This window comes from Corynebacterium sp. HMSC078H07 (assembly GCF_001812805.1).
In the GTDB taxonomy this organism is placed as follows: domain Bacteria; phylum Actinomycetota; class Actinomycetes; order Mycobacteriales; family Mycobacteriaceae; genus Corynebacterium.
The window spans coordinates 34,974-58,248 of the sequence record NZ_KV810517.1 but is presented as its reverse complement, the minus strand read 5'-3'; the positions used below and the strand labels follow the sequence as shown (position 1 = coordinate 58,248).

At 63.8% G+C, this 23,275-nt stretch carries 19 protein-coding genes; 8 read left to right on the top strand and 11 right to left on the bottom strand.

The window, feature by feature from the left end:
- Positions 1–13 precede the first annotated feature (13 nt).
- On the top strand, positions 14–1,312 hold the full coding sequence (locus HMPREF2875_RS11485) for an HNH endonuclease signature motif containing protein (protein ID WP_083311929.1): 1,299 nt from the start codon (positions 14–16) through the stop codon (positions 1,310–1,312).
- 43 nt (positions 1,313–1,355) lie between these two features.
- Here the strand turns inward: HMPREF2875_RS11485 and HMPREF2875_RS11480 are convergent, their stop codons facing one another.
- From HMPREF2875_RS11480 to HMPREF2875_RS11465, 4 genes are read right to left on the bottom strand one after another with little or no spacing between them, the layout of a single operon-like run.
- Positions 1,356–2,579, bottom strand: a complete 1,224-nt coding sequence (locus HMPREF2875_RS11480) for a pyridoxal phosphate-dependent aminotransferase (RefSeq protein ID WP_070673291.1) — start codon at positions 2,577–2,579, stop codon at positions 1,356–1,358.
- A 10-nt stretch (positions 2,580–2,589) separates the two neighbouring features.
- Positions 2,590–3,201: a DUF1707 SHOCT-like domain-containing protein gene (locus HMPREF2875_RS11475; protein ID WP_246817108.1), complete on the bottom strand. Its 612-nt coding sequence runs from the start codon at positions 3,199–3,201 to the stop codon at positions 2,590–2,592.
- Between the two features lie 18 nt (positions 3,202–3,219).
- Positions 3,220–4,449 (bottom strand): cation:proton antiporter, encoded by a 1,230-nt coding sequence (locus tag HMPREF2875_RS11470; RefSeq protein ID WP_070673287.1) that lies wholly within the window; start codon positions 4,447–4,449, stop codon positions 3,220–3,222.
- A 45-nt stretch (positions 4,450–4,494) separates the two neighbouring features.
- Positions 4,495–7,236 carry a (Fe-S)-binding protein gene (locus HMPREF2875_RS11465; protein ID WP_070673285.1) on the bottom strand — a complete coding sequence of 914 codons (2,742 nt, stop codon included), beginning with the start codon at positions 7,234–7,236 and terminating at the stop codon, positions 4,495–4,497.
- 114 nt (positions 7,237–7,350) lie between these two features.
- Here HMPREF2875_RS11465 and HMPREF2875_RS11460 point away from each other — a divergent pair, with 114 nt between their 5' ends.
- Genes HMPREF2875_RS11460 through HMPREF2875_RS11450 form a run of 3 tightly spaced genes read left to right on the top strand, consistent with a single transcriptional unit; the run spans position 7,351 to position 8,948 of the window.
- Positions 7,351–7,923: a DUF6230 family protein gene (locus HMPREF2875_RS11460; RefSeq protein WP_070673283.1), complete on the top strand. Its 573-nt coding sequence runs from the start codon at positions 7,351–7,353 to the stop codon at positions 7,921–7,923.
- Positions 7,924–7,954: 31 nt separating this feature from the next.
- The gene (locus tag HMPREF2875_RS11455; RefSeq protein ID WP_070673416.1) at positions 7,955–8,368 is read left to right on the top strand and encodes a DUF6114 domain-containing protein; all 414 of its coding nucleotides are present in this window, start codon (positions 7,955–7,957) and stop codon (positions 8,366–8,368) included.
- 28 nt (positions 8,369–8,396) lie between these two features.
- The gene (locus tag HMPREF2875_RS11450; protein WP_141754624.1) at positions 8,397–8,948 is read left to right on the top strand and encodes a hypothetical protein; all 552 of its coding nucleotides are present in this window, start codon (positions 8,397–8,399) and stop codon (positions 8,946–8,948) included.
- 27 nt (positions 8,949–8,975) lie between these two features.
- Here HMPREF2875_RS11450 and HMPREF2875_RS11445 read toward each other — a convergent pair whose 3' ends face one another.
- The 3 genes from HMPREF2875_RS11445 to HMPREF2875_RS11435 form a co-directional block, all read right to left on the bottom strand.
- Positions 8,976–10,901 (bottom strand): ABC transporter ATP-binding protein, encoded by a 1,926-nt coding sequence (locus HMPREF2875_RS11445; RefSeq protein WP_070673279.1) that lies wholly within the window; start codon positions 10,899–10,901, stop codon positions 8,976–8,978.
- Positions 10,902–12,620: an ABC transporter ATP-binding protein gene (locus tag HMPREF2875_RS11440; protein ID WP_070673277.1), complete on the bottom strand. Its 1,719-nt coding sequence runs from the start codon at positions 12,618–12,620 to the stop codon at positions 10,902–10,904.
- Positions 12,621–12,846: 226 nt separating this feature from the next.
- Entirely contained in the window at positions 12,847–13,263 is a 417-nt protein-coding gene (locus HMPREF2875_RS11435) for a methylenetetrahydrofolate--tRNA-(uracil-5-)-methyltransferase (protein ID WP_070673275.1), read from the bottom strand.
- Positions 13,264–13,424: 161 nt separating this feature from the next.
- On the opposite strand from HMPREF2875_RS11435, the gene HMPREF2875_RS11430 reads away from it, so the two are divergent.
- From HMPREF2875_RS11430 to HMPREF2875_RS11420, 3 genes are read left to right on the top strand one after another with little or no spacing between them, the layout of a single operon-like run.
- On the top strand, positions 13,425–14,207 hold the full coding sequence (locus tag HMPREF2875_RS11430; RefSeq protein WP_070673273.1) for a phosphoadenylyl-sulfate reductase: 783 nt from the start codon (positions 13,425–13,427) through the stop codon (positions 14,205–14,207).
- Positions 14,207–15,103, top strand: coding sequence for a sulfate adenylyltransferase subunit CysD (cysD, locus tag HMPREF2875_RS11425; RefSeq protein ID WP_070673271.1), 897 nt, complete (start codon positions 14,207–14,209; stop codon positions 15,101–15,103). The genes HMPREF2875_RS11430 and cysD overlap by 1 nt, the downstream gene beginning before the upstream one ends.
- Positions 15,103–16,389, top strand: coding sequence for a sulfate adenylyltransferase subunit 1 (locus HMPREF2875_RS11420; protein ID WP_070673269.1), 1,287 nt, complete (start codon positions 15,103–15,105; stop codon positions 16,387–16,389). The genes cysD and HMPREF2875_RS11420 overlap by 1 nt, the downstream gene beginning before the upstream one ends.
- 31 nt (positions 16,390–16,420) lie before the next feature.
- Here HMPREF2875_RS11420 and HMPREF2875_RS11415 read toward each other — a convergent pair whose 3' ends face one another.
- Positions 16,421–17,056 carry an LppP/LprE family lipoprotein gene (locus tag HMPREF2875_RS11415; RefSeq protein WP_070673267.1) on the bottom strand — a complete coding sequence of 212 codons (636 nt, stop codon included), beginning with the start codon at positions 17,054–17,056 and terminating at the stop codon, positions 16,421–16,423.
- A gap of 59 nt (positions 17,057–17,115) precedes the next feature.
- Positions 17,116–17,613, bottom strand: a complete 498-nt coding sequence (locus HMPREF2875_RS11410; RefSeq protein ID WP_070673265.1) for an LppP/LprE family lipoprotein — start codon at positions 17,611–17,613, stop codon at positions 17,116–17,118.
- 111 nt (positions 17,614–17,724) lie between these two features.
- On the opposite strand from HMPREF2875_RS11410, the gene HMPREF2875_RS11405 reads away from it, so the two are divergent.
- Entirely contained in the window at positions 17,725–18,291 is a 567-nt protein-coding gene (locus HMPREF2875_RS11405; RefSeq protein ID WP_070673263.1) for a nucleosidase, read from the top strand.
- A gap of 126 nt (positions 18,292–18,417) precedes the next feature.
- Here the strand turns inward: HMPREF2875_RS11405 and HMPREF2875_RS11400 are convergent, their stop codons facing one another.
- Positions 18,418–19,683: an AI-2E family transporter gene (locus tag HMPREF2875_RS11400; protein ID WP_246817107.1), complete on the bottom strand. Its 1,266-nt coding sequence runs from the start codon at positions 19,681–19,683 to the stop codon at positions 18,418–18,420.
- A 35-nt stretch (positions 19,684–19,718) separates the two neighbouring features.
- Positions 19,719–23,162: a proline dehydrogenase family protein gene (locus HMPREF2875_RS11395; protein ID WP_070673261.1), complete on the bottom strand. Its 3,444-nt coding sequence runs from the start codon at positions 23,160–23,162 to the stop codon at positions 19,719–19,721.
- Between the last annotated feature and the right edge of the window lie 113 nt (positions 23,163–23,275).

Below are 23,275 nucleotides of genomic sequence, written 5' to 3'. Positions count from 1 at the left end.
TAGCGTCGTTGGCATGAACCTTGTTGAAGCGCATCTTCGCAGCCAGGCGGCGGGTATCGAGCTCGTCGCCGCCGTTGCGGGCCTCAGCCTTGACCAGCTCCGGGCGTGGGGCCCGGAGTCGGTGGCGCGGTCCTTGCTAGCGCTTTACGACGTCTACTTTTCCCCCACCACCTTCTCCCGCAAACAAACCCGCGCCGTCGATGCTGCCCGCGCCAATAGTCATGACTTGCCCACGCTGATGCTTATCGAGCGCTTTGCCCGCCGCCTCACGAAACAGCGTGAGGCCTGGGACTTGCGCATTGAGCTGTGTAGCATCAGCGGCGATGAAGAGGCAGTCGCTCGGCATGCCCGCACTCGCATCCGCGAGCTTGCCCCGCCTCCTGCTCCGAAGCCCGGCGTGAAAATTCGCCGCGGCAAGGAGATGTCGAAGCTCACGGTGACAGCCCCGCCTTCTGTCATTGAGGACCTGCGCTACAACATCGACGAGGACGATCCCGTGGGTTCCTTCACCGCTGCGTTTCGCGAGGGCCGCCTCGCCCGCCCCGTCGCCCAGACCTTCGCCGTCATGGAGCTTCCCGAGTACGCCCGGATTCTCGGCCGCCTCGGGGACCCCTCCACCCCGCGCCCCGATTCCCACCCTGCCCCGCCATCTCCCGGCTCCACCGTCACCCCACACCCGTCAACCACCGCGGTGCAACCTGGTCCTGCGCCGGATCTTGGGGACATCGTCGTCCAGCTGTCCAATGGTGCGAAAATCACTGGGGCCGAGCTCATCGAGCGTGAGCTCGCCGAGGAGGGCCTCGTCATGCTTGTCGACCGCGTCAAAGGCCCCGTCGAACTGCACCGAACCCAGCGCCTCGCCTCCGACAAACAGCGCACCATGGCCATTGGTGAGCAGCCCATCTGCGCGTGGCATGACTGCCTATGTGGTGCGGACTACGCCCAGATTCACCACATCACCGAGTGGCGCAACGGCGGCGCCACCAACCCCGAGAACCTCACCCCACTCTGCGAATACCACAACGCCATCAACGGTTTGCCCGGTCGTGGGCGCATTGTGCGGGAGAACGGGCGCATTAAGTGGCAGCCGCCAGGGCCTCGCGATCCGCGCGAACCGGTCAATCCGCACCGCGCGCCTCGCTCCCAGCGCCTCCGCAACGCCCGCACTGTCTCCGCCGGCGTCGCTGGCAGCACCGGCTCTGCCGCTCCCGTTGCTGGCCGCGGTGATTACCCATGCTCGTCGACAGGCCCCGCCGAATCCACCGCAGCTTCCCTCTCCGAGCCTGGACCAGACCCGCCCCGCGACGCTTAGCCTTGCGCCGACTCCATTTCTCGCAGGTCCGGTCGAATCCGCGCTACTGGCGGTAACTCACTAAGAAATTACCGAGGCGCTCAATCGCGTTCTCCAGCTGCGATGCCCACGGCAGCGTCACCACACGGAAATGGTCCGGGGTAGGCCAGTTAAAGCCCGTGCCCTGCACCATGAGGATCTTCTCTGCGCGCAAAATGTCGAGCATGAGCTTCGAGTCATCGTGAATGTCGTAGACCTCCGGATCCAGACGCGGGAAGCAATACAGCGCCCCCATCGGCTTCACCACGGATACGCCCGGAATCTCGTTGAGCTTCTCGTACGCAATGTTGCGCTGCTTGAGCAAACGACCATTCTCAGCGGTGAGCTCATAAATCGACTGCCGCCCGCCCAGCGCCACCTGAATCGCGTGCTGCGCCGGCACATTCGGGCACAGGCGCGTGCCCGCCAGCAAATCCAGGCCCTCGATGAAACCGCGGGCATGGGACTTCGGGCCCGTCAGCACCATCCAGCCAGCGCGGTAGCCGGCCACGCGGTAGGCCTTCGACAAACCATTAAAAGTAATCGTCAGCAAGTCCGGCGCTAGCGAAGCAATCGAGATATGCTTCGCGCCGTCGTAAAGAATCCGGTCATAAATCTCATCCGCCAGAATCAGCAGATTGTATTCGCGTGCTACCTCAACGATTTTCTGCAGCGTTTCACGCGAGTACACCGCACCCGTCGGGTTATTCGGATTAATGACCACAATTGCCTTGGTCTTCTCCGTTACTTTCGCGCGAATATCTTCAATGGACGGATTCCAATCATCCTCTTCATCGCACAAATAGTGCACGGGCGTGCCACCCGCCAGCGACGTCGCCGCGGTCCACAGGGGATAGTCGGGGGCGGGGATGAGAACCTCGTCGCCGTCGTCAAGCAGCGCCTGCGTCACCATCGAAATGAGCTCTGAGACACCATTGCCTAGGTAGACATCATCGACATCAAACGGTGGGAAGTCTTCCAGCTCATAGCGCGTCACAATCGCGCGCCGCGCCGGGATAATACCCTTCGACGTGGAATAACCCTGCGAGGTCGGCAGCGCCGCAATCATGTCGCGCATAATGACATCCGGCGCATCGAAACCAAACACCGCGGGGTTGCCGGTGTTGAGCTTGAGAATGCTGTGCCCGTCGAGCTCCATGCGCTCAGCCTCCGCGGAAACCTCGCCGCGAATATCGTAGGCAACGTCTTGTAGTTTGGTGGATTGATCAAAAATCCGATGGTGAGTCATGCGGGATATGTTACTTCTGGTTCCACTCGTCTAGCTTACGTTTCGCCAGATTCATCGCATTTCCCGTAATTTCACTTGCTTGCCGACGCCTCTCCGCCCACTGCGCCTGCTCCAGCGCCCTCGTCTGCGCGCGTTCCTCCGCCGTCGCCGCCTTGAGCTCGCTCATACGCTGGCGCTCAATCTGCCGCGGCGAGGGGCGGTGCCAGGATTCCGGGCCGACCTTGGCCACGTAGAGCATGATCCACAGCGCGGGGATGAGGAAGAGCAAACCCGTTCCGGTCAGCGCGGCGGTGACGCCGGACATGGCGCCGAAAGATGCAATCGAGCCGAACAACAACCCCAGCGTGCCCACCATGGCCGTGGCCAAGCGCGGCTTCCGCGTGGATTGGTACGCGCGCTCCATCTCGCCGCGGGAGTAAATCTTGAGCTCCGTGCTGGCCTTGGTGGGAATATCCATGAAGACTTCCGCCAATTCGCGGCGGGTCGTGGCTTGCATGACCGCGTCGGTGCGCTCCTCAAACTCATCCATAGTCAGACGGCCTTCACCCAAGGCCTGGGCGAGGTCGTTGACGGCGTCGGTCCGTTCGGCGTCGGAAAGCCGCATACTGAATGGATTAGTCACAGCACCTATCCTAACAGGCTATTTCTCCGACTTAGCCGGCTCCTTTTCACGCACCAGGCTGGCAATGAAGGGGAAGATCGCCACCGTCAGCGCGCCACCGGCGACGAAGATGGACGCCATTTCGTTGTCGACGATTCCCGACGCCACCGCCAGCGACATCACCGCCACGATGATCGGCAGACCCGTCGCGGCATAGAGCGCGACCTGAATGCGCTCGCGGGTGGTCTCGACGTCGGAGCCGGTGTGGTGGATGTTCTCACGTAGGAACACCGGCAGGCCGCGCGTGACCAAAATAAGCAACGGGATACCCAGCACCTTGATGGGCTCGCTCACGATAACGTTCCAGTCAATCGCCATGCCGGAAATCACGAAAAACACCGGGATGAGCATGGAATAAAACACCACGTCGAGGCGGTTTTCCAGGCCTTTGTGATATTCATCCGGGATGATGCGGTTCAGAATGATGCCCGCAGCGAACGCTCCCAGCACGATGTCTAGCTCAAACACGGCCGTCACCGCCATAAGAATCGCCAGAATGAGGATGATGAGACGCATGATGGTTTGGTTCGTCGAGCCCGCGCTTGAGATGAACGCGTCTTTGAACCACGGCATGAGTGTTGTGATGGCAAACGGCATAATCGCCACCGCTACGGCAATACCAATGAAGGCCAGCAGGATGAGCATCGTTGCCAGCGTCGATCGCGAGCCCAGAAGTAGCGCCATCGCGGTAATCGGTGCGACCTCACCAATCGCGCCGTGAATCAGCACGGAATCGCCCACGCGCGTGCCGAGTAGCTTGTCCTGCTTCAGCATCGGCGTAATCGTGCCGAGCGCTGTCGACGTCAGAGCAATCGCCATCACGATGGCTCCCGGGATGTCGTCCATGAGGAAATACGCGCCGACACCACAGGCCACCATGCAGATGGCCCACGTGGAAAACCCGGTCACCGCTTCTTTGGATTTCAGCGCGGCAATGTCGATTTCGAAACCTGCCAGCAGGAACAGCGCGCCGACGCCCAGTTCCTTCAGCATGCCGATACCCGGGTCCTCGTGCGCCAAACCCAGCATCGAGGGTCCGATAATCATGCCGAAAAAGATAAGCAGCGCCACGGCCGGCATCTTTTTGCCCGTCAGGTGGGAGACCAGTGGCGCCAGCAGGGACACCGCCATAATCCACGCGAAGGATACGAGCGAGTCGGTGTAGTTGCTTTCGCCAGCGGCGAGGACGTACGTCACGTCAAAATGCATGTCTAGAGACTACCCGTGCCGCCCCAATCGCGCCTAGTTTAAAAACTAGTCCTGGCTCGGTGGCTTCGGGGCCTGTGCCACGCTTTCCGACGCCCCCGGCGCCACCGGCACTTCGGGGGCTTTCGGCGCGCTTGGTGCCTTCGGCGCCGCGGGTGCCGCAGGTGCCTGGGGTGCTGTTGGCGCGCTCGGAGCCTTAGGCGCCGCCGGGGCACTCGGTACATCCGGCGCAGCGGGCGCTGCTGGAGCCTTCGGCGCTCCTGGCGCACGAGGAGTCTCCGCTGCCTTCGGCGCTTCCGGCACCGCAGGTGCGCTTGGCACGGATGGGGCGGTTGGAGCCGGCGGCGTGGCGGGAGCTGCAGGGGCCGCGGGCGCGGACGGTGCGGTTGGCGCCTTTGTTGCTGCCGGAGCGCTAGGTGGCTTCGGAGTAGCAGGTGCGGACGGGGTGGAAGAGTCCGTGGGGGCACTGGGTGCTGTGGGCACCGACGGAGTGGAGGGAGCAGCCGGAGCTGTTGGTGCGCTTGGCGTGGCAGGGGCCGAAGGCGCGGAAGGGGCAGATGGAGCTGGCGGGGTGGCGGGAGCTGCAGGAGTCGCCGCTGGGGTTGGAGGCGTCGGAGCGGGAGATTCTAGAGGCTCTGGGGTGGTGGGCGCATCGGCGGCAACGGCGGGCGCGGAAGTGTCGGGCACCGACGAGTCGTTAGGTCGCGAAGAAGCGGTGGGGTCGGACGGTGCGGCAGGGGACAGACGACGCGGCGTATCGAGGAAAGCCTTCTCGCGCGGGGCGGGGAGAGTGCCGGAGGGGGCGATGGCGTCGCGAAGCATAAGCGCTACATCGCTGACCTGGGTTTCCGGCGCAACGGACTTCACACCACCGGTGAGCATGACGTTACAGAACGGGCAACCGGTTGCGATCTCAGAAGCACCGGTGGCCACTGCCTGCTCCGAACGGAACTCATTGACGCGCTTGCCCAGGTTTTCTTCCATGAACATACGCGCACCACCGGCACCACAACAGAAAGCTTCGTCACGGTTGTGGTCCATTTCCGCAAGCGTTGCGCCAGTCGCTTCCACGAGTTCACGTGGCGGGTCGAAAACCTTGTTATGACGGCCCAGGAAGCAGGGATCGTGATACGTGACGGGGCGGCGATTCTCCGGCGAACGTGGCACCGGCACGAGCAACTTTTCGCGCACCAAACGGTTGAGCAGCTGCGTATGGTGCAGCACATCAAAGTGGCCGTCGAAATCGGGGTATTCGTTGCGAATCGTATTAAAACAGTGTGGACACGTGGTGATGATCTTGCGTTGGCCTTGGGGGACGCCGTGGAAGGCGTCGTTAAGCGCGGCAACATTCTGCTCCGCCATTACCTGGAACAGGAACTCATTGCCGGCACGGCGCGCCGGGTCACCCGTGCAGGTCTCGCCCGTGGCCAGCACGCCGAATTTCACGCCGGCGGTGTGCAGCATGTCCACCACCGCGCGCGTCGTGGCGCGGCCCTTGTCGTCGTAGGCACCGGCGCAGCCGACCCAGAACAGGTACTCGAGGTCGGAAAAATCCGTAGCGTCCTCGCCGATAATCGGCACCTCAATGCCGTCGGCGCGCGCCTGGTCAATCCACGCGCGGCGCTCCGAGGCGTTGCGGCCCCACGGGTTGCCCTTCGTTTCCATGTTCTTAAACAGCCCGGTCAGCTCCGACGGGAAGTCAGACTCCGCCAGAACCTTGAAACGGCGCAGGTCCGCGATGTGGTCGATGTGCTCGATATCCACCGGGCACTGGTCCACGCACGCACCACAGTTGGTGCAGGACCACAGGACGTCATCATCAATCGTGCCCGCCATCGCCAGCACGTTGAGTCCCTCGTGCGGGTTGTAATTATCCAGCGCACCCTGGCGCAGGTCCATCATGACTTTCTTCGGACTCAGCGGCTTGCCGGTATTCCACGCGGGGCACAGGTCCTGGCACCGGCCGCATTCGGTGCAGGAGGAGGCGTCGAGAAGCATTTTCCAGCTCCCCGGCTCGAGGTCCTCCAGGTCCGGCGTGGGCACAGCACCCAGCGCCTTTGCACCGTCGGCGTTGCGCTGGAAGAAGATGTTGAAGAACGCCATAAAACGGTGCCACATCACACCCCACTGGAAGTAGCGGGCGATGCAGGCGATGAAGAGAAGGCCCGACAGCAGCTTCACCAGGGCAAAGAATTGCACCATGCTTGGCGACGCCCCCATCACCCCCGCCACATGCACCGTCAAGAAATCAGCCCACGGCGACCCACCGCCAAACGTCGCGATGGAGGACGCCTTGACCAGGAGCATGCCGAGGCCCTCGACAAACACGATGGCCTCCACCAAGTGCGCTGGGAAGACCTGCGAATTGTAGAAGCGGCTGCCGCGCTCAGTGTGGCCGAGCTTGAGGCGTACTGCGGCGAGGAAGCCAATGCCCAGCACCGTTGCGATGCCGAGGACCTCCTCGATGAAGTGATAGACCGGCCAGTCGCTGAGCCACGGCCAGCCTTTATCGGGCGCGAAGGTTTGGATATAGGCCTCAAACCACACCAGAATGCCGAAGAGGAAACCTACCATGACAAGCCAGTGCGCGGCGTTGACCAGCGGTCGGCCTTTGAAGTGGGTATGGCCGAAGACTTCGACGAGGACGCGGCCGAGGCGCGCCATGGGGCGGTCGGTGCGGTTGAGCTGCGTGGGTCCACCGGAGCGGATGAAACGGAAGAGCACACCGACTCGGTAGAAGAAATACAGCCACACCGGGATCGATGCGGCGATGGCAACCCAGCCGAACATGCGCGCTCCTTTATTGCTTGGCTCAATGCTGCTTCCTACCTTAAAGCCTCACTGCTCAATTCCGGGAGTCGGGATTCAGCTATCATTCTGAGGGTCAACTTTTCAGGAGGCGTTGTGGGCAGAATCAGTGTGCCGAAAGCCGCGGCGGGCCTAGTAGCGGGCTTCGCGGCGTTTGGCGTGGCGGGCTTTGCGGTGGCGCAGGGCGGTCTGACGGCGAACCTGGCGCTGTCGGGCACGTTCTTTAACGTCAACATGCGCCACTTGGAGGGCGAGGGCTTTTCCCTCTTCATCGATAGCGACAAGAAGGGTGAGGAGGACGTCCCCACCGCGCGCCTCAAGCTGGAGCACGCCGTGGCCTCGGACTTGTGCCTTTACGTCACCACGGACCTGCCCGCAGTGGGGGAGTCCACGCTCGCGCTCAAGGCCAAGGGCGATAACAGCGTGGAGGCCACCGACCTCCTCGTCGGTGCCTCAGATATCGAAGGTTCGCTGGTCATGCAGGACGCCAATGTGGGTATTGACGCCCGCCAGCTTTCCGACGCCGCCGACCCCGGCACCTGGGGCCTCTACTCCAAGCAGGTTTCGCTGACCGCCGACGACGTCCGCGCCACCTCCATCGGCGCGAAGACCCTGTCCGCGCAGAACGTGGGCGTATCCGTGGAGCGGGGCCGTGGCCATGCCTGCTGATGACGCTAGTGGCGCTCCAGGAACGAGCGCCGTGGAACCCGATTCAATCGATGCCGATCAATCTGGCTCTGTAGCACCCGAACCGTCAGCGTGGACGCGCTTTAAAGCCTGGCGCCGCGAGCGGCCTTTCATCCCGGGGCTGCTGCTCATCCTTTCGGGCGTCATCATTGCCATGCCCGCCTACTTCACGGTCCAGATTTCGGACCTACTCGTCATGATTTCCACCGTGTCGGGCGTATCCACGCTGCTCATCGGCGCGCTTCTCGTCATGTTTGGCCTCGGCGCGTGGTGTCGACCCGCCACCGCGACGTATCTTGGCGTGCTGGGCATCATCGTGGCGGTCATCGCCCTGCCGGCGTCTAATTTAGGAGGCTTCCTCGTTGGCTCGCTGCTCGGCATTGTTGGCGGCGCGCTGACCTTGGCTTGGGAGCCCAGCGATACGTAAACACCGCCCTTCGCGCTCACGGAGCACAGTGATCGCGGCCGCTGTGGCCCTCGCGGTGAGCGCGAAGGGCGGGGTGGAGGTCGTGAGCGCGCAGGTTGCCCCCGACCAGCCTTGTTTCTCCACGGTGACCGCGAAGGAGGTGACGTTGCGGGGTAACGTGGGCGCCACCATCAGCACGACACCGACCGGCGACGGCGAGGTGCGCGTCCTGGAACTCACCGGGGACCGCCTAGACGCGCGGGATCTCGCCATCACGCTGCCCGGCAACGCCGGTGATGGACTACTCACCACCGGTGGTGCGCAGACCACAGTGGAGGGGTCCGTACGCATCGTCGCGACGTCTCTGACCGCTACGCCCACCATTGAAGGCGCGCGTACCGTGCCGGTCACCGTGGATCTGACCGGGGATATCAATCACGTCCTCGACCAGCTCGGCATTCCCCAGCCACACCCCGTCCCGGACGCCGCGCTTCCCGACGCCCTCATGGACCACCTCTCCCTCACCAACGTCACCCTCGAACTGGCGAACCTCACCGGGGATAGATTCTCCGCGCCGGTGATTGCGGTGGGCGTGGACTAGCGCGCAGTGCGGGAGCACCGCACGGGGTTAGGGTTCGCGGAACTGGGACTGGTGGAGGCGCCGGTAGGCGCCGTGGGCGTCGAGAAGCTCGGCGTGTGTGCCTTGTTCGACGATGCGGCCTTCCTCCATGACGATGATGACGTCGGCGTCGCGAATCGTGGATAGGCGGTGCGCGATGATGAAGGAGGTGCGGTCCTTGCGCAGGGCGTTCATGGCCTGCTGGACGAGCATCTCGGTGCGGGTATCGACGGACGAGGTGGCCTCGTCGAGAATGAGCAGCGCCGGCTGGGCCAGGAAGGCGCGCGCGATGGTGATGAGCTGGCGCTCGCCGGCGGAAATGGCGCCGCCGTCCTGGTCAATCTTCGTGTCGTAGCCCTCGGGGAGGGAATGGACGAAGCGGTCGACATAGGTGGCCTTCGCCGCGGCGATGACCTCTTCGTCGGTGGCGTCGAGGCGGCCGTAGCGGATGTTGTCCATGATCGTGCCTTCAAAGACCATGGCGTCCTGGAGCACCATGCCCACTTGGGAACGCAGCTCGTGGCGCGAGATCTCCGCGGTGTCGATGCCATCGAGGCGGATGGTGCCCGAATCAATGTCGTAGAAGCGCATGATGAGGTTAACCAGCGTGGTCTTGCCAGCACCCGTGGGGCCCACGATGGCGGCGGTCTGGCCGGGCTCGACGCGCAGGGAAAGGTCCTGGATGAGTGGCTTGTCGGGGTCATAGGAGAAATCGACGTCCTCGAACTCGACGAGGCCCTTCGCGCGGCCGCCTAGGCGGGAGGTGGGCTGCTCGGGGGTTTCCTCCTCGGCGTCGAGGAACTCGAAGACACGCTCGGCTGACGCTACGCCTGATTGCACCTGCTGCATCATGCCACCGAGCTGGCCCAGCGGCTGGTTGAACTCGCGGGAGTACTGGATGAAAGCCTGGGCACCGCCCAGAGTTAGCGAGCCGGAGGCCACTTTCAGCGCGCCGAGGACCGCGATGACCACGTAGGACAGGTAGGAGATGAACTGCATGATCGGCATCATCATGCCCGCGAGGAACTGTGCCAGCGACGCGGAGCGGAACAGTTCCTCGTTGCGCTTGTCAAAGTCTTCCGTCATGGCATCGATGCGGCCGAAGACGGTGGCGAGGTCGTGGCCGGAGAAGGCCTCTTCGATCTGGCCGTTGAGGTCACCGGTCGCTTTCCACTGCGCCTTGAACTGCTTCTGCGCGCGGGAACCAATGACCGCAATCACGACGGCCGTCAGCGGCAGCGCGAGCAGCGCCACGAGGGCTAGCTGCCAGGACACGGAGAACATCATGACCGTAATGCCCACGACCATGAGCAGGTTGTAAAACAGCTGCGAGATGGCCTGCTGGAGGGCGGACTGGATATTGTCGGCGTCGTTCGTTGTGCGCGAGAGCAGGTCGCCGCGCGATTGCGTGTCGAAGTAATTGAGCGGCAAGCGGTTGAGCTTGGACTCGATATCTCCGCGCAGGTCGAAGACCACCTTCATCACCAGGGAGTTGAGCAAAAAGCCCTGCCACCACTGGAAGAGTGAGGACACCACGTACATCGCGATGACAATGAGGATGATGGTGCCGAGCTTGGAGAAATCAATGCCGAAGCCGGGGTTTAAGTCCATGGCGGAGGCCATGTCGGCAAAGTTGTCCTGCCCGCCCGCGCGGAGCGCCTCAATGGCCTGCTCCTTCGAGATCCCCGCCGGCATGTGGCGCGAAATAACGCCGGAGAAAATGACGTCGGTGGCCATACCCATGACCTTCGGCGCGGCTACCGCCAGCAGCACGCACACGATATTCATGGCGGCAATCGCGAAAAGCTGCACCTTGAACGGTGCAAGCAGGCCAAAAAGCCGTTTCGCAGACGGCCAGAAGTTCTTGGCCTTGCGCGGGGCGTTCTCGCCAGTCTTTTCTTCCAGCTCTGCCGTTTGTGCGTCGTGTTCAGCCATTTACGCCACCTCCGCGGTCTTCTGGGATTCTACGATTTCGCGGTAGGTCTCGGAGCTTTCAAGCAGTTCCTCGTGCGTGCCGCGCGCGACGATGCGCCCAGCCTCCATGACGAGAATCTGGTCCGCGTCCACAATCGAGCTCACGCGCTGCGCCACGATAATCGTCGTCGCCTCGGCGGTGTATTCGCGCATGGCGTCGCGCACCGCGGCGTCGGTGACCACATCGAGTGCGGAGAAGGAATCATCAAACAGGTACACCAACGGCCGCGCGACGAGCATGCGGGCAATAGATAGGCGCTGGCGCTGACCGCCGGACACATTCGTGCCGCCTTGCGCGATGTGCATATCGAGGTCCTCGACAAAGTCCGCCTGCGCCGTGCGCAGCGCGGCCCACAGCTCCTCATCGCTCGCCTCGGGGGCTCCGAGGCGCAGGTTGGAGGCCACGGAGCCGCTGAACAGGTACGGTTTCTGCGGCACCAGGCCCACACGCTTGACGACGTCCCCCCGCTTCATCTCGGCGACATCCGTCCCGTCGAGAAGCACCTGGCCCTCGGTGGGCAGGTAGAGGCGCGGGATGAGTGAAAGCGCGGTGGTTTTGCCGGAGCCAGTCGCGCCGATGAGTGCTGTGGTGGTGCCGGGGGTGGCGGTGAAGGAGACGTCGCGAAGCACAGGCTCCTCGGCGCCGGCGTACTGGAAGGTGACGTTGCGCAGCTCGACGACGCCTTCGGAACGGGCCGGGGTGACGGGGTTGGTGGGTTCCTCGATGGAGGGGGCGTGGTCGAGAACGTCGGTGATGCGGCGCGCGCAGATGATGGAACGCGGCAAAATCATGGCCATGAAGGTGCCCATCATGACGGCGGCGAGGATTTGGAGCAGGTACTGGAGGAAGGCGGTCAGCGAGCCGACCTCGACGAGGCCCTCGTCCACGCGGTGGCCGCCGAACCACAGGACCGCGCCCGTGGCGACGTTGAGGATGACCGTGATGATGGGGAACATGAGGATGAACAGCTGGCCCACCTTGAGCGAGAGGTTGGTGAGGTCGCGGTTGGCGTCGCGGAAACGTTCGGACTCGTGTTCCTCACGGGTAAAGGCGCGGACGACGCGGATGCCGGCGATTTGCTCGCGCAGGGTGCCGTTCATGGTGTCGAGCTTGTCTTGCCAGGCGCGGAAGAGTGGCATGAGGCGCACGATGATTGCCGAGAGCGCGGCGAGCAGCACGACGACGGATACGATGACGAGCCAGGACATTCCGGCGTCTTCGCGGATGGCCATGATGATGCCGCCGATGGACATGATGGGGGCCGTGACCATGAAGTTGAGGATCATCATGTAGACCATCTGGATTTGCTGAACATCGTTGGTGCCGCGTGTGATGAGGGTAGCGGTGCCGAAGTGGCTCATGTCTTCGGCGGAGTAGCGGGTGACGCGGCGGAAGATGTCGGAGCGCAGGTCGCGGCCTAGGCCCATCGAGGTGCGGGAGCCGAACCAGATGGCGGCGATGGCGGCGGTGACCTGGACGAAGGCCACGCCTAGCATGATGCCGCCGGTGCGCCAGATGAAGTCGATGTCGACCTTGGCGACGCCTTCGTCGATGATGCGGGCGTTGAGTGACGGCAGGTAGAGCGTCGCCGCGGTGGATAGCGCTTGGAGGAGCAGAACCGCGATGACGTAGCCGGTATAGGGCTTGGAGCGGGATAAAAGGATGCGAACGAGTTCCATGTGCCAGCGTTTCATACGTGTGGGCGGCCGTGCGGTTTCTGCGCTGGGCCGCTGAAGAGCATTGACCGCGCAATTTTATCCGTTTCCCCGCGTGAGCGTCTAGCTCACGCGCTAGCTCGCGCGTCTAGCCCGCGCGCTCGCGCATGGGCGGAGGCCGCGTGGTGATGAGGGTGAAGTCGGGGGCCGCGTGGTGATGAGGGTAATGCGCGAGCGATGAGCTCGCGCGCTAGAAGCAGACCGGGGCGCGCTGGGCGCGGGCCGCGACGGTAGCCCAATCCTCGATGTCGGCAGTGGGGCGGCATAGGCCTTCCCACGTCGTGATGGCCACGCCACGTGCCATGAGCTCTAGCAAAACGAGGTGGCGGTCGCCAGACGCGGAGAGCTGGTTGAGGTCCGTGTGGCTAATATCGGCGCCGGGGCCATTGCCTACGCGGACGTTGCCGATGAGTCGCAGCCTCGGCGTTGTTCCCTTTGGGCACGGAGCAGGAGCGGATTCGGCACCGGAAAGCCCTGCGAAGCGGCGCAGCAAACCGAAGGGCGCGGGGCGCTCGCAGTAGAGGTCCACACACAAACCGGCCGCAATGAGCCGTTCCGCGGTGGAGAGCGCCGCTGGGCTATCGCCGACGATGGCAACACGCTGCATGAGAACCCCTTCGGTTCGAAAAAATAGACTGTATAGTCTGTAAATCTAGTCCGCTCGGTTCACTACGGCCAATTTTTATTCTCCCCAGTGCCCAAGCTCACGGCACTAAGCCCCCCGGGTAGGGCTGCGCGCCGCACCCATCACCCCTAAAGTGTGATGCCATGACCGAACCGATCAACCTGCTGGACCGCGGCGACTACCGCGACCCCAGCATCAGCCCCGAGGGCACACGAGACACCGCACCTCTCGACCCCTCAGTGGCCCAGCGCAACCAAGAACTCGTCGACGCCTGGGCCGACAAGCTTTACGACGCCTCCGCCGAGACCATCACCGAATGGGCCGCCGAGCACGCGCCGGGCCGGCTTGCAGTGACGATGTCTATGGAAAACACCGTCCTCGCAGAGCTCGCTCACCGCGCCCACCTCGACGCCGACCTGCTCTTCATCGATACTGGGTGGCACTTTGAGGAGACGTTGGGGGTGGCGGGGGACGTCGCCAAGCGCTATGCGGACCTGCCCTTGGTCAGGGTCCTGCCGATTCTGAGCCCCGAGGAGCAGGACAAGATTTACGGTCCGCGCCTGTATGCGCGCGATGTGGCGGCGTATAACCGCATGCGCAAGGTGGAACCGCTCAACATGGCGATGGACCCGTACGTCGGGTGGGTCACCGGCCTGCGCCGCGCCGATTCCGAGCACCGCGCCACCGCGCCGGCGCTGAGCCTGGACCGCACCGGCCGGCTGAAGATTTCCCCGATCATTACGTGGGACCTCGATGACACCGATGCGTACATCAAGGACCACGACCTCATCATCCACCCCCTCACCCTTCAGGGCTACCGTTCCATCGGCTGCGCGCCGCTGACGTTCCCGGTGGGCGAAGGTGAGGACGCGCGCTCCGGGCGCGTATTCGCTGACGGCAAGACAGAATGCGGGTTGCACGAATAATGACTCTTTCACCACACCTTAAAGACCTAGAGAACGAATCCCTCCACATCCTGCGCGAAGTCGCCGGGCAATTCGACAAGGTAGGCCTGCTGTTTTCCGGCGGCAAGGACTCCGTCGTGGTCTTCGAGCTGGCCCGCCGCGCCTTTGCTCCCGCTACCGTGCCGTTTGAGCTCATCCACGTGGACACTGGCCACAATTTCCCGGAGGTCATCGAGTTCCGCGACCGCCTCGTTGAGGAATCCGGCGCGCGCCTGCACGTGGCCCTGGTCCAGGACTGGATTGACCGCGGCGAGTTGCAGGAGCGCCCCGACGGTACGCGCAACCCGCTGCAGTCCGTGCCGCTGGTGGAGACCATTGCCGAGCGCGGCTACGACGCCGTCCTGGGCGGTGCGCGCCGTGACGAGGAACGCGCCCGCGCCAAGGAGCGCATCTTCTCCATCCGTGATTCCTTCGGCGGCTGGGACCCGCGACGCCAGCGCCCGGAGCTGTGGGACCTCTACAACGGCGGCAAGATGGCCGGCGAAAACGTGCGCGTCTTTCCCATCTCCAACTGGACCGAGTCTGACATTTGGGAGTACATCGGCGCCCGCAACCTGGAGCTGCCGTCCATCTACTACTCCCACCAGCGCGAGGTGTTCAAGCGCAACGGCATGTGGCTGACTCCGGGAGAGTGGGGCGGGCCCCGCGAGGACGAGCAGGTAGAAACCCGCACCGTGCGCTACCGCACCGTAGGTGACATGTCCTGCACCGGCGCGGTGGATTCCACGGCTTCTACGACAGATGAAATCCTCGCCGAAATCTCTGTGTCTACCCTCTCCGAGCGGGGTGCTACCCGTGCCGACGACAAACTCTCCGAGTCCGCCATGGAGGACCGCAAGAAGGAAGGTTACTTCTGATGACTCTCGCGCCCAATGTTAGCGCCCTTAAGCAGCGCGATACCCTGCGCCTGTGCACCGCTGGCTCCGTTGATGATGGCAAATCCACCTTCGTCGGCCGCCTGCTCTATGACACCAAGTCCGTGCTGGCGGACCAGGTGGAGTCCATGGAGCGTTCCTCTGCCGACCGCGGTTTTGACGGCATGGATCTCTCGCTGCTTGTCGACGGCCTCCGCGCCGAGCGCGAGCAGGGAATCACCATCGACGTGGCCTACCGCTACTTCGCCACCGATAAGCGCACTTTCATCCTCGCCGATACCCCGGGCCACGTGCAGTACACGCGCAATACGGTCACCGGCATGTCCACCTCCCAGGTGGTGGTGCTGCTTATCGACGCCCGCCATGGCGTCGTCGAGCAAACCCGCCGCCACCTCAACGTGGCAGCGCTCTTGGGCGTGCGCCACGTGGTGCTGGGCGTGAACAAGATCGACCTGGTGGACTACGACGAGGCCACCTTCCGCTCCATTGAGCATGAGTTCTCCGAACTCGCCGCGCGCCTGGGTTTGACTGATTCGGTGGCTATTCCGATTTCTGCGCTCAAAGGCGACAACGTCGTGAAGCGCTCCACGAATATGGACTGGTACTCCGGGCCGACCGTCCTGGATGTTTTGGAGACCGTCCCCGTGGCAACCGGGCGCGCCGATGACCTGGACTTCCGTTTCCCCATTCAGTACGTCATCCGCGAGCACGCTTCCGATTACCGCGGCTATGCCGGCCGCGTGAAGGCCGGCCACGTCGCGGTGGGGGACACCGTGACGACGCCAGGCGGGCGTTCCACCACCGTAACGGGTATCGACACAGCTGATGGCCCGCTCGCGGAAGGCAAGCAGGCCACGGCTGGGGATTCTGTCGTGCTGTTGTTGGCTGATGACATCGACCTTGCCCGCGGTGATCTCCTCGCCGGCTCGCAGCGCCCCGAAGCAGTCCGCGAGTTCGCCGCGACTGCGGTCGTGCTTACCGACAAGGACCTCACACCAGGCCAGATGCTCAAGCTGCGCTACGGCACGGACCTGGTCAAGGCTCGTATTGCGTCGGTGGATCGCGTCCTCGACCTCGACGGCGTGGCCGACGACGAGTCGCCGGAAAGGGCCTCCCTGAACGACATCGCTTACATCACCGTCCAGACCCAAGCGGAGCTGCCGGTCGAGGACTACGCCGCGCGTGGCGCGGTGGGCAACTTCTTGCTCATCGATGCCTCCAGCGGCAACACGCTGGCCGCGGGCTTTGTGGGCCAGCGGCTGCGTTAACGGTTGCGTTGCAGCGGCCGATCTGCCGCGCTTAGCTTCCCGGCGGGACGTCGCCGCTCATGATGACCTTCTGCTCGGCATCGTCCCAGCGGAAGCCGGCCTCCGTGGTCCCGGTGTGTTCCGCATTGGCTTCGCCCTCGCGCGGCCAGTGGTAGGTCACGGCAATCTCAGCGCCGCTGACCTGCTCGACGGTGGGGAAGAAACCGTAGGGCTCGGCGGTGGCGGTTCCGATGTACTCGCCCTTGTGGAAGAGCATGATGTGGTACGGCGAAGAGGCCGTTCCGCGCTCGATGGTGATGATTTGCCAGCTCAGATCCGCACAAGGATCGAACTGTGAGAAATCCACCAGCGTCCAGTTGTTGTCCTTCCATGGAGGAATCGTGCCGATTCCTGATTCATAGGCAGCGTGGGCGTCGATAGTCTCGCAGGATTCCGCGTCCTCTTCTTCTGCCGGGGCCTCAGCAGGAAGCGTCGGCGAGGCGCCCGCGGCCGGTGGTTCCGACACAGGGTCTTCAGTGCTCTCCGTGTCATCCGGAGCGTTGTCCGTCGCACTGTCGTGGACGGTATCGAACGCCGGCGAATTATCCTGCGCCGCGTCGCCGGAGCAGGAGGCGAGCGGGAGGCAGAGAAGGGCAGCACCCATAAGTGCACAGCTACGCCTCAACATTAATGTTCCTTCCTCGCATTGTGCGCCTCTTGTGGGGCGCACGACTGGCTCTATCTTATCTAGGCCTTCGGGGGAACATCGCCGTTCATGATGACCTTCTGCTGGGCGGCGTCCCAGCGGAAGCTAGCATGCGTCTGGCCCGTCGGCGCCGCATTGGCGTCGCCTGCCTGCGGCCAGTGGTAGGTCACGGCAATCTCGCTACCGTTGACCTGCTCGATGCTCGGGAAGAAACCATAAGGCTCAGCCGTCGCGGTACCGAGGTAGTGGCCCTTGTGGAAGAGCATGATGTGGTGCGGCGAGGAGGCAGTGCCGCCCTCGACGGAAATGGTCTGCCAGCTCAGCTCCGCGCACGGGTCGAAGTGGGAGCTATCGACAACCTTCCAGTTGTGGCCATTCCACTGCGGAACCTGCGCGATGTTGGCGTTGACAGCCGCTTGGGCGTTTCCTACCCCGCAGACTTCGGCGACGGGGCTGGCCTGGACTTCTTTGGGGCTGCTGCAGGCGATGAGTGGGAGGCAGAGTAGTGCTGCTCCGGCGAAAGCTCGTGGTGTGAACATTGTGTTCTCCTTTCTGAGGTCTCGGTGTGATTCCAGACCCTACAAGCGGCCGTGGACCCCAGACCAGAGCCGCGGAGAACATTCCTCGGGTCACCGGGTAGTCTCGCAGGCATGGAGAATGTCTTGTTTGTTGCCGCCGTTGACGCTGAAGCCTCCCACGTCCCGGACGGCGCGCCGCTGCTCATCACGGGGATCGGCACGGTGCCCGCCGCGATTGAGCTGACGAACGCGCTGGCCTCGGCTGAGGTGCTGCCGGAGCGTGTCATCAACATTGGTACTGCGGGCGCGCTTGTCGACGATCTCTCTGGCGTCTTCGAGATCTCTCACGTGAGAAAGCACGACTTTCACTTGGACGTGCTCAGCGATGTTTCCCGCTATCTCCCTCCGGAGGTCATCGAGCTGGAGACCTCCGGTAAGTTGCCCACGGCGTCGCTGGCGACGGGTGATTCCTTTATCTCCGATACCCCAACCCGCACGCGCCTTGCCCAGGATTCCGAGCTGTGCGACATGGAGGGCTATGCCATCGCGGCGGTGTGCCGGAAGTTTGGTGTGCCGTGCACGTTGCTCAAGCAGGTCTCGGATACCGCCAACGAGGAGTCCTATGGCACGTGGGCGTCTGTGCTGGACCGCGCGGCGGAAGAACTAGCGGTGGCCTTCGGCACGGTCACCGCAGATTAGGCCCTACATATGGAAAGTGCCCTAGTTGCCAAAACCGTTGCTCCCGCCGCGGGTGGTGGGGGAGAAGTTTGGCAACTAGGGCAGTTGCACGGCCGAGAGAGCTCGAGCCATGAGCCGGTTGTGTGATTAGCGGGCGCCGCTGGCCTCGAGGTGCTCGTAGAGCTTCATAACGGTGTCATGGCCCTCGGTGGTGGAGATCTTGATGTTCTTCGCCTCGATCTCGCCGGCGCGAAGGCTGGCCATCTCCTGGTGGTAGCGGAAGACGACGGCAATGGTGGCGGCGACCGGCACAGCAAGGAAGGCGCCGATGATGCCGGCTAGGGCAGAGCCGACCGTGACGGAGAGTAGCACCATGGCGGCATGCAGGCCCATGGCCTTGGACTGGAGCATCGGCTGGAGGACGTTGCCTTCCACCTGCTGGACCACGATGATGAGCAGCAGGGCGAGAAGGGCCTTGGTGAGGCCGTCGGAAACCAGTGCGATGATGACGGCCAAGGCGCCGGCGGTCACCGCGCCGATGACGGGGATGAAGCTGGCGAAGAAAGTCACCACGCCGATAACCAGGGCCAGCGGGACCTGCAGGGCCCAGAGGCCGAGGCCGATGAGGAGGCCGTCGACAGCCGCCACGGCAGCCTGGGCCTGGATGAAACCGGACAGCGTATTCCACACGCGGGTCAGCAGCTCAGTGGCGTGCCAGCCGGCGGAGTAGCCGGTGTAGGTGCGCAGCCACGGCAGGAATTTATCGCCGTCCTTGAGGATGAAGAAGGACACGAACAGCATGATGGCCAAGGCCATGACGATGGAGCTGGCCATGGAGACACCAGAAATGACGCCGGTAGCGATCTGGGAGGCTTGGCCCTTGATGAACGCCATGGCGTCATCAAGCACTTCCTGCACCTTCGCCGCATCAATCTCGAAGGGGAGATCCTTCGCCATGACGACGAGCTTGTTCAGGCCGTCCTCGGCCTGATTGACCAGGGCTGCTCCCTGCGAGGACACGACCGGTGCCATCGCGGCGAAGACACCGCCGATGATGGCCAGGAAGCCGAGCAGGGTGGTGATGGCGGCTAGGGCGCGGGGGAATTTCTTGCCCCGCAGCCAGGCGGTCACCGGGAAAAGTACCGTGCAGACCAGGATGGCAAGGATCACGGGCAGGAGGCCCACCCAGATGAATTTCAGCAGGTAGCCGGCCAGGCCCACGCCTGCGACCACGATGATGAAGATCAGGCAGATCTTCGCCAGGGAAATGGCATCGCGGCCGAGGACACGGGACTTGTCGTCGGTTTCTGAGGGGTGAAGGGTGGCTTCTTCATTGATAGGTTTCGCCGCCGCGCCGGAGGCCTCAGTGTTCTGGGCGTCCGAAGCGGTGGCATCACCGGTGTTTTGACTCATGCGCTACATCTTCTCATATGAGCGCAGGAAATTAACTATGCGCGGATGCTGCCCACCGTGCGGATGATGCCGAAGCGGTGCATGGTCACCGATACGGCCTGCTCGAGGAGGAAGGGGAGGAGCTCGCGGCGGCCGTCGGCAAGCACAGGCTGGTCCAGCACCACGGAGTTGGACTGTACTGCGGCCTCAAAGACGCCAGCTTCCACGGAGCCTACCGAGCGCACACGGCCGGACTCGAGACTGGAGACCTCGCGGATAAAAGCCTCGAGTGCTACGCCATCGACGCCAAAGCCGAGCTCGCGCAGCTCCGCAGCCTTCTCCGGGGCGGCGCTGAAGCGAACCGGGGAGTTGGTGCGGGTGGCAGCAAGGGCGAGACGGGCGACATCACGGAGCGAGGCATCCGCCCCAATGCGCACCTGTAGCGGGGTGAGCACCGGGCGGTAGCGGAAGACGTTGGCCTCGCAGACCAGGCCAGCGCGGTCGTGGTCGCGGCCAAACTCCTGCTGCCAGGCCAGCTCGTCGAGCTCAGCAGCGCGCCACAGCCAGGCGGTGTCCTCATCAGAAAGGGACAGGTTGGCGAAGGCACGCAGCTGGGACACCACCGGCTGGGTGATGTCGACGTCGAAGGGGCGCAGCGCGCCATCGGCCCAGGTACCGAACTGCGCGACGTAGTTCGGGCCACCTGCCTTGGCACCCGGGCCCATGACGGACTGCTTCCAACCGCCGAAGGACTGGCGCTGGACAATCGCGCCGGTAATGCCGCGGTTGACGTAGGCGTTGCCCACCTCGACGCGCTCGAGCCAGTAGTCAATCTCGTCGTTATCCAGCGTGTGAATACCGCCGGTGAGGCCGTAGCCGGTGGAGTTCTGCCACTCGATGGCCTCATCCAAAGTCTCCGCATGCATAATGCCGAGGACCGGGCCGAAGCACTCGTTGACGTGGAACCAGGAACCCGGGCGCACGTTATCGCGGATACCCGGCGACCACAGCGTGCCCTCTTCGTTGAGCTTCTGAGGCTTAATCAGCCACGTTTCGCCCGGCTCCAGCTGGGTAAGGCCATGCAGGAGCTTCTCGCCGGGCGCTTCGGCCAGGCCGTTCATCGTGGTGGTGATCTCGTGACCGGGGCCGGGGATGAGGGTCTCGACGGCGTCGACAAGCTGCGAGCGCAGACGCTGGGAATCGCCGGCCGCGCCGACGAAGATGACCAGAGAAGACGCCGAGCACTTCTGGCCGGAGTGGCCGAAGGCGGACAGGTAGAGATCCTGAATGGCCAGGTCTGGGTCGGCAGACGGGGTAATGATGAGCGCGTTCTTGCCGGAGGTCTCCGCCATGATGTTCATCTCCGGCTTCCAGGAGCGGAAGAGCTGGCCGGTATCGGACGCACCCGTGAGGATGACGGCGTCGACGTCGGCGTGGGAAATGAGCGCGCGGCCGGCCTCGCCCTCATCGGTGAAGACGAGCTGGACCAGATCCGGGTCCAGGCCCTGGGCTTCCAGTGCGGTGCGGAAGGCATCGACGACGAGCTTCGCGCAGTGCACCACCTGCGGCGCGGGCTTGATGATGACGGCGGAACCTGCGGCGAGAGCTGCGGCGATACCACCGGTGGGGATGGCTACCGGGAAGTTCCACGGCGGGGTCACCACGGTCACGCGGTGCGGGGTGAACTCGGCGGCGTAGTTCTCCAGCAGGCGCGCGGACTGGGCGTAGTAGGTGCAGAAGTCGATGGCCTCGGAAATCTCCGGGTCGGTCTGCGTGACGGTCTTGTTGGCCTCATAAGCGGCGACGGAGATGAACTCGCCGCGGCGGTTGGCCAGCTCATCAGCTACGGCCTCGAGCGCGCGGGCACGGTCCTCAGCGGGGCGGGCACCCCACTCGGCACCGAGTTCGGCGGCGCGGGCCACGTGCTTGTCGACGTCCCCCGCATCCGTCACCTCGTCCACGCCATGGGCACCGGGGTCGGTGTTCAGCGCCTGGATGGCCCATTCGCGGTTGGCCTCCAGGGCTGGGTCGGTGTCCGGCTCGTTGGCGAAGCGGCCGGTGCGCGGTGCTTGGCGTCCGGCTGCGTGTTCGGTTTCCTGCAGGCGGTTTTGGGTGCGGCGTGGGCCAGCAAAGGTGTCCCAGCGCTGCTCGACGGCCTGGCGGAAGACCGCCTCCTGGTCCTTGAGCGCCTGCTCCTCTGGGGCAAAGAGGGCGTAGAGGAAGTTCTGCGGGGCAGCGTTTTCCTCCAAGCGGCGCACGAGGTAGGACACGGCAACGTCGAAGTCCTCCATATGCACCACCGGGGTGTAGAGGATCTGGCGGCCGTCAAAGGCCTTGCGCACGGCTGCCTGCTGGGCCGGGGACATGCCCTGGAGCATCTCGGAATCCATCATGGACAGCACGCCGCGCTTCTTGCCCAGTTCGTGGGCAAAAGCTGCGGTGTAGAGGTTGTGGGTAGCCACACCGATGCGCACGGACTCGGCGAATTCCGGGCGCAGGATGTAGTCGAGTAGGCGGTAGTAGTTGGCGTCCACCTCTTCCTTAGTGGAGTAGGGAGCGGACGGCCAGCCGTGGATTTCCCCTTGCACGTGCTCCATGGAGAGGTTGGCGCCCTTGACGATGCGAATCTTGATGTGCGCACCGCCTTCTGCCACGCGCTGCTTGGCGAAGTCCGCGAGGTGGGCCAAGGCGTCGAAAGTATCGGGCAGGTAAGCCTGCAGCACGATGCCGGCCTCGAGGTTGGTGAACTCCGGCTCGCTGAGCAGCTCGGTAAACAGGCGCACGGTGAGGTGGAGGTCGTGGTACTCCTCCATATCCAGGTTGATGAAGACCTTGTCCGGGCGCTTGACCGCGGCTTCATACAGTGGGCGCAGGCGCTCCTTGAGGCGAACCAGCGAGCCCTCGATGTCCCACGGGTTGAGCTGGGCCACCATGGAGGAGGCCTTGACAGACACGTAGGTCACGCGCGGGTTCTGGATGAGCTTCAAGGTGCGGTCAGCGCGGGAGCGGGCTTCCTTATCACCGAGCACGGCTTCACCGAGCAGGTTGAGGTTGAGCTGCTCGCCGGATTCTGCGGCCCTGTCCAGGGTCTTGTTGAGGGCTTCGCCCTCAGCATCGAGAACAAGGTGGCCGACCATCTGGCGCATACGCATGCGGGCCAGCGGCATCACGAGGTTAGGCAGGATTGGGCCGAAGAAGCCACCGAGGCCCACGAGGGAGCCGTTGATGAGGCCAAGGAAGGACGCATCGTAGCTGGCGGTGACAGATTTCAGTGCGTGGGCCGCCACCTTGTCATCCTCGGGGCGCATGACGCGGTCCACGAAGTCCATGGTGAAGGCCACGCCATCCGGGTTGCGGAGGAGGTCCGCAAGCTGTTCCGTGGCGGGGTCCTGCTCGTCGGCGGTGGAGGCGAGCCAGGAGTGGGCTTGGGCCGCGGAGGCGTCGATAAGCGCGGCGTCGATGTCAGTGGATTCGGGGACGGGGGTGTGAGCGTTCGTCATTGAGTTTCCTTAAGTAGTAGAGATGGTGGGCGTTAAAGCCAGGCTGACCGGTGGTCGGTCGCCCTCGCGGCGGGTGCGGAGCACGGCAGAAATCATGAGTCCGATTCCCTTTT

What these genes read in the sequence shown, in the direction of transcription:
- HMPREF2875_RS11485 (WP_083311929.1), top strand. Translation starts at nt 14, where the DNA reads ATGAACCTTGTTGAAGCGCATCTTCGCAGCCAGGCGGCGGGTATCGAG.
- HMPREF2875_RS11480 (WP_070673291.1), bottom strand. Translation starts at nt 2,579, where the DNA reads ATGACTCACCATCGGATTTTTGATCAATCCACCAAACTACAAGACGTT.
- HMPREF2875_RS11470 (WP_070673287.1), bottom strand. Translation starts at nt 4,449, where the DNA reads ATGCATTTTGACGTGACGTACGTCCTCGCCGCTGGCGAAAGCAACTAC.
- HMPREF2875_RS11465 (WP_070673285.1), bottom strand. Translation starts at nt 7,236, where the DNA reads ATGTTCGGCTGGGTTGCCATCGCCGCATCGATCCCGGTGTGGCTGTAT.
- HMPREF2875_RS11445 (WP_070673279.1), bottom strand. Translation starts at nt 10,901, where the DNA reads ATGGCTGAACACGACGCACAAACGGCAGAGCTGGAAGAAAAGACTGGC.
- HMPREF2875_RS11440 (WP_070673277.1), bottom strand. Translation starts at nt 12,620, where the DNA reads ATGGAACTCGTTCGCATCCTTTTATCCCGCTCCAAGCCCTATACCGGC.
- HMPREF2875_RS11435 (WP_070673275.1), bottom strand. Translation starts at nt 13,263, where the DNA reads ATGCAGCGTGTTGCCATCGTCGGCGATAGCCCAGCGGCGCTCTCCACC.
- HMPREF2875_RS11430 (WP_070673273.1), top strand. Translation starts at nt 13,425, where the DNA reads ATGACCGAACCGATCAACCTGCTGGACCGCGGCGACTACCGCGACCCC.
- cysD (WP_070673271.1), top strand. Translation starts at nt 14,207, where the DNA reads ATGACTCTTTCACCACACCTTAAAGACCTAGAGAACGAATCCCTCCAC.
- HMPREF2875_RS11420 (WP_070673269.1), top strand. Translation starts at nt 15,103, where the DNA reads ATGACTCTCGCGCCCAATGTTAGCGCCCTTAAGCAGCGCGATACCCTG.
- HMPREF2875_RS11415 (WP_070673267.1), bottom strand. Translation starts at nt 17,056, where the DNA reads ATGTTGAGGCGTAGCTGTGCACTTATGGGTGCTGCCCTTCTCTGCCTC.
- HMPREF2875_RS11410 (WP_070673265.1), bottom strand. Translation starts at nt 17,613, where the DNA reads ATGTTCACACCACGAGCTTTCGCCGGAGCAGCACTACTCTGCCTCCCA.
- HMPREF2875_RS11405 (WP_070673263.1), top strand. Translation starts at nt 17,725, where the DNA reads ATGGAGAATGTCTTGTTTGTTGCCGCCGTTGACGCTGAAGCCTCCCAC.
- HMPREF2875_RS11400 (WP_246817107.1), bottom strand. Translation starts at nt 19,683, where the DNA reads ATGAGTCAAAACACCGGTGATGCCACCGCTTCGGACGCCCAGAACACT.
- HMPREF2875_RS11395 (WP_070673261.1), bottom strand. Translation starts at nt 23,162, where the DNA reads ATGACGAACGCTCACACCCCCGTCCCCGAATCCACTGACATCGACGCC.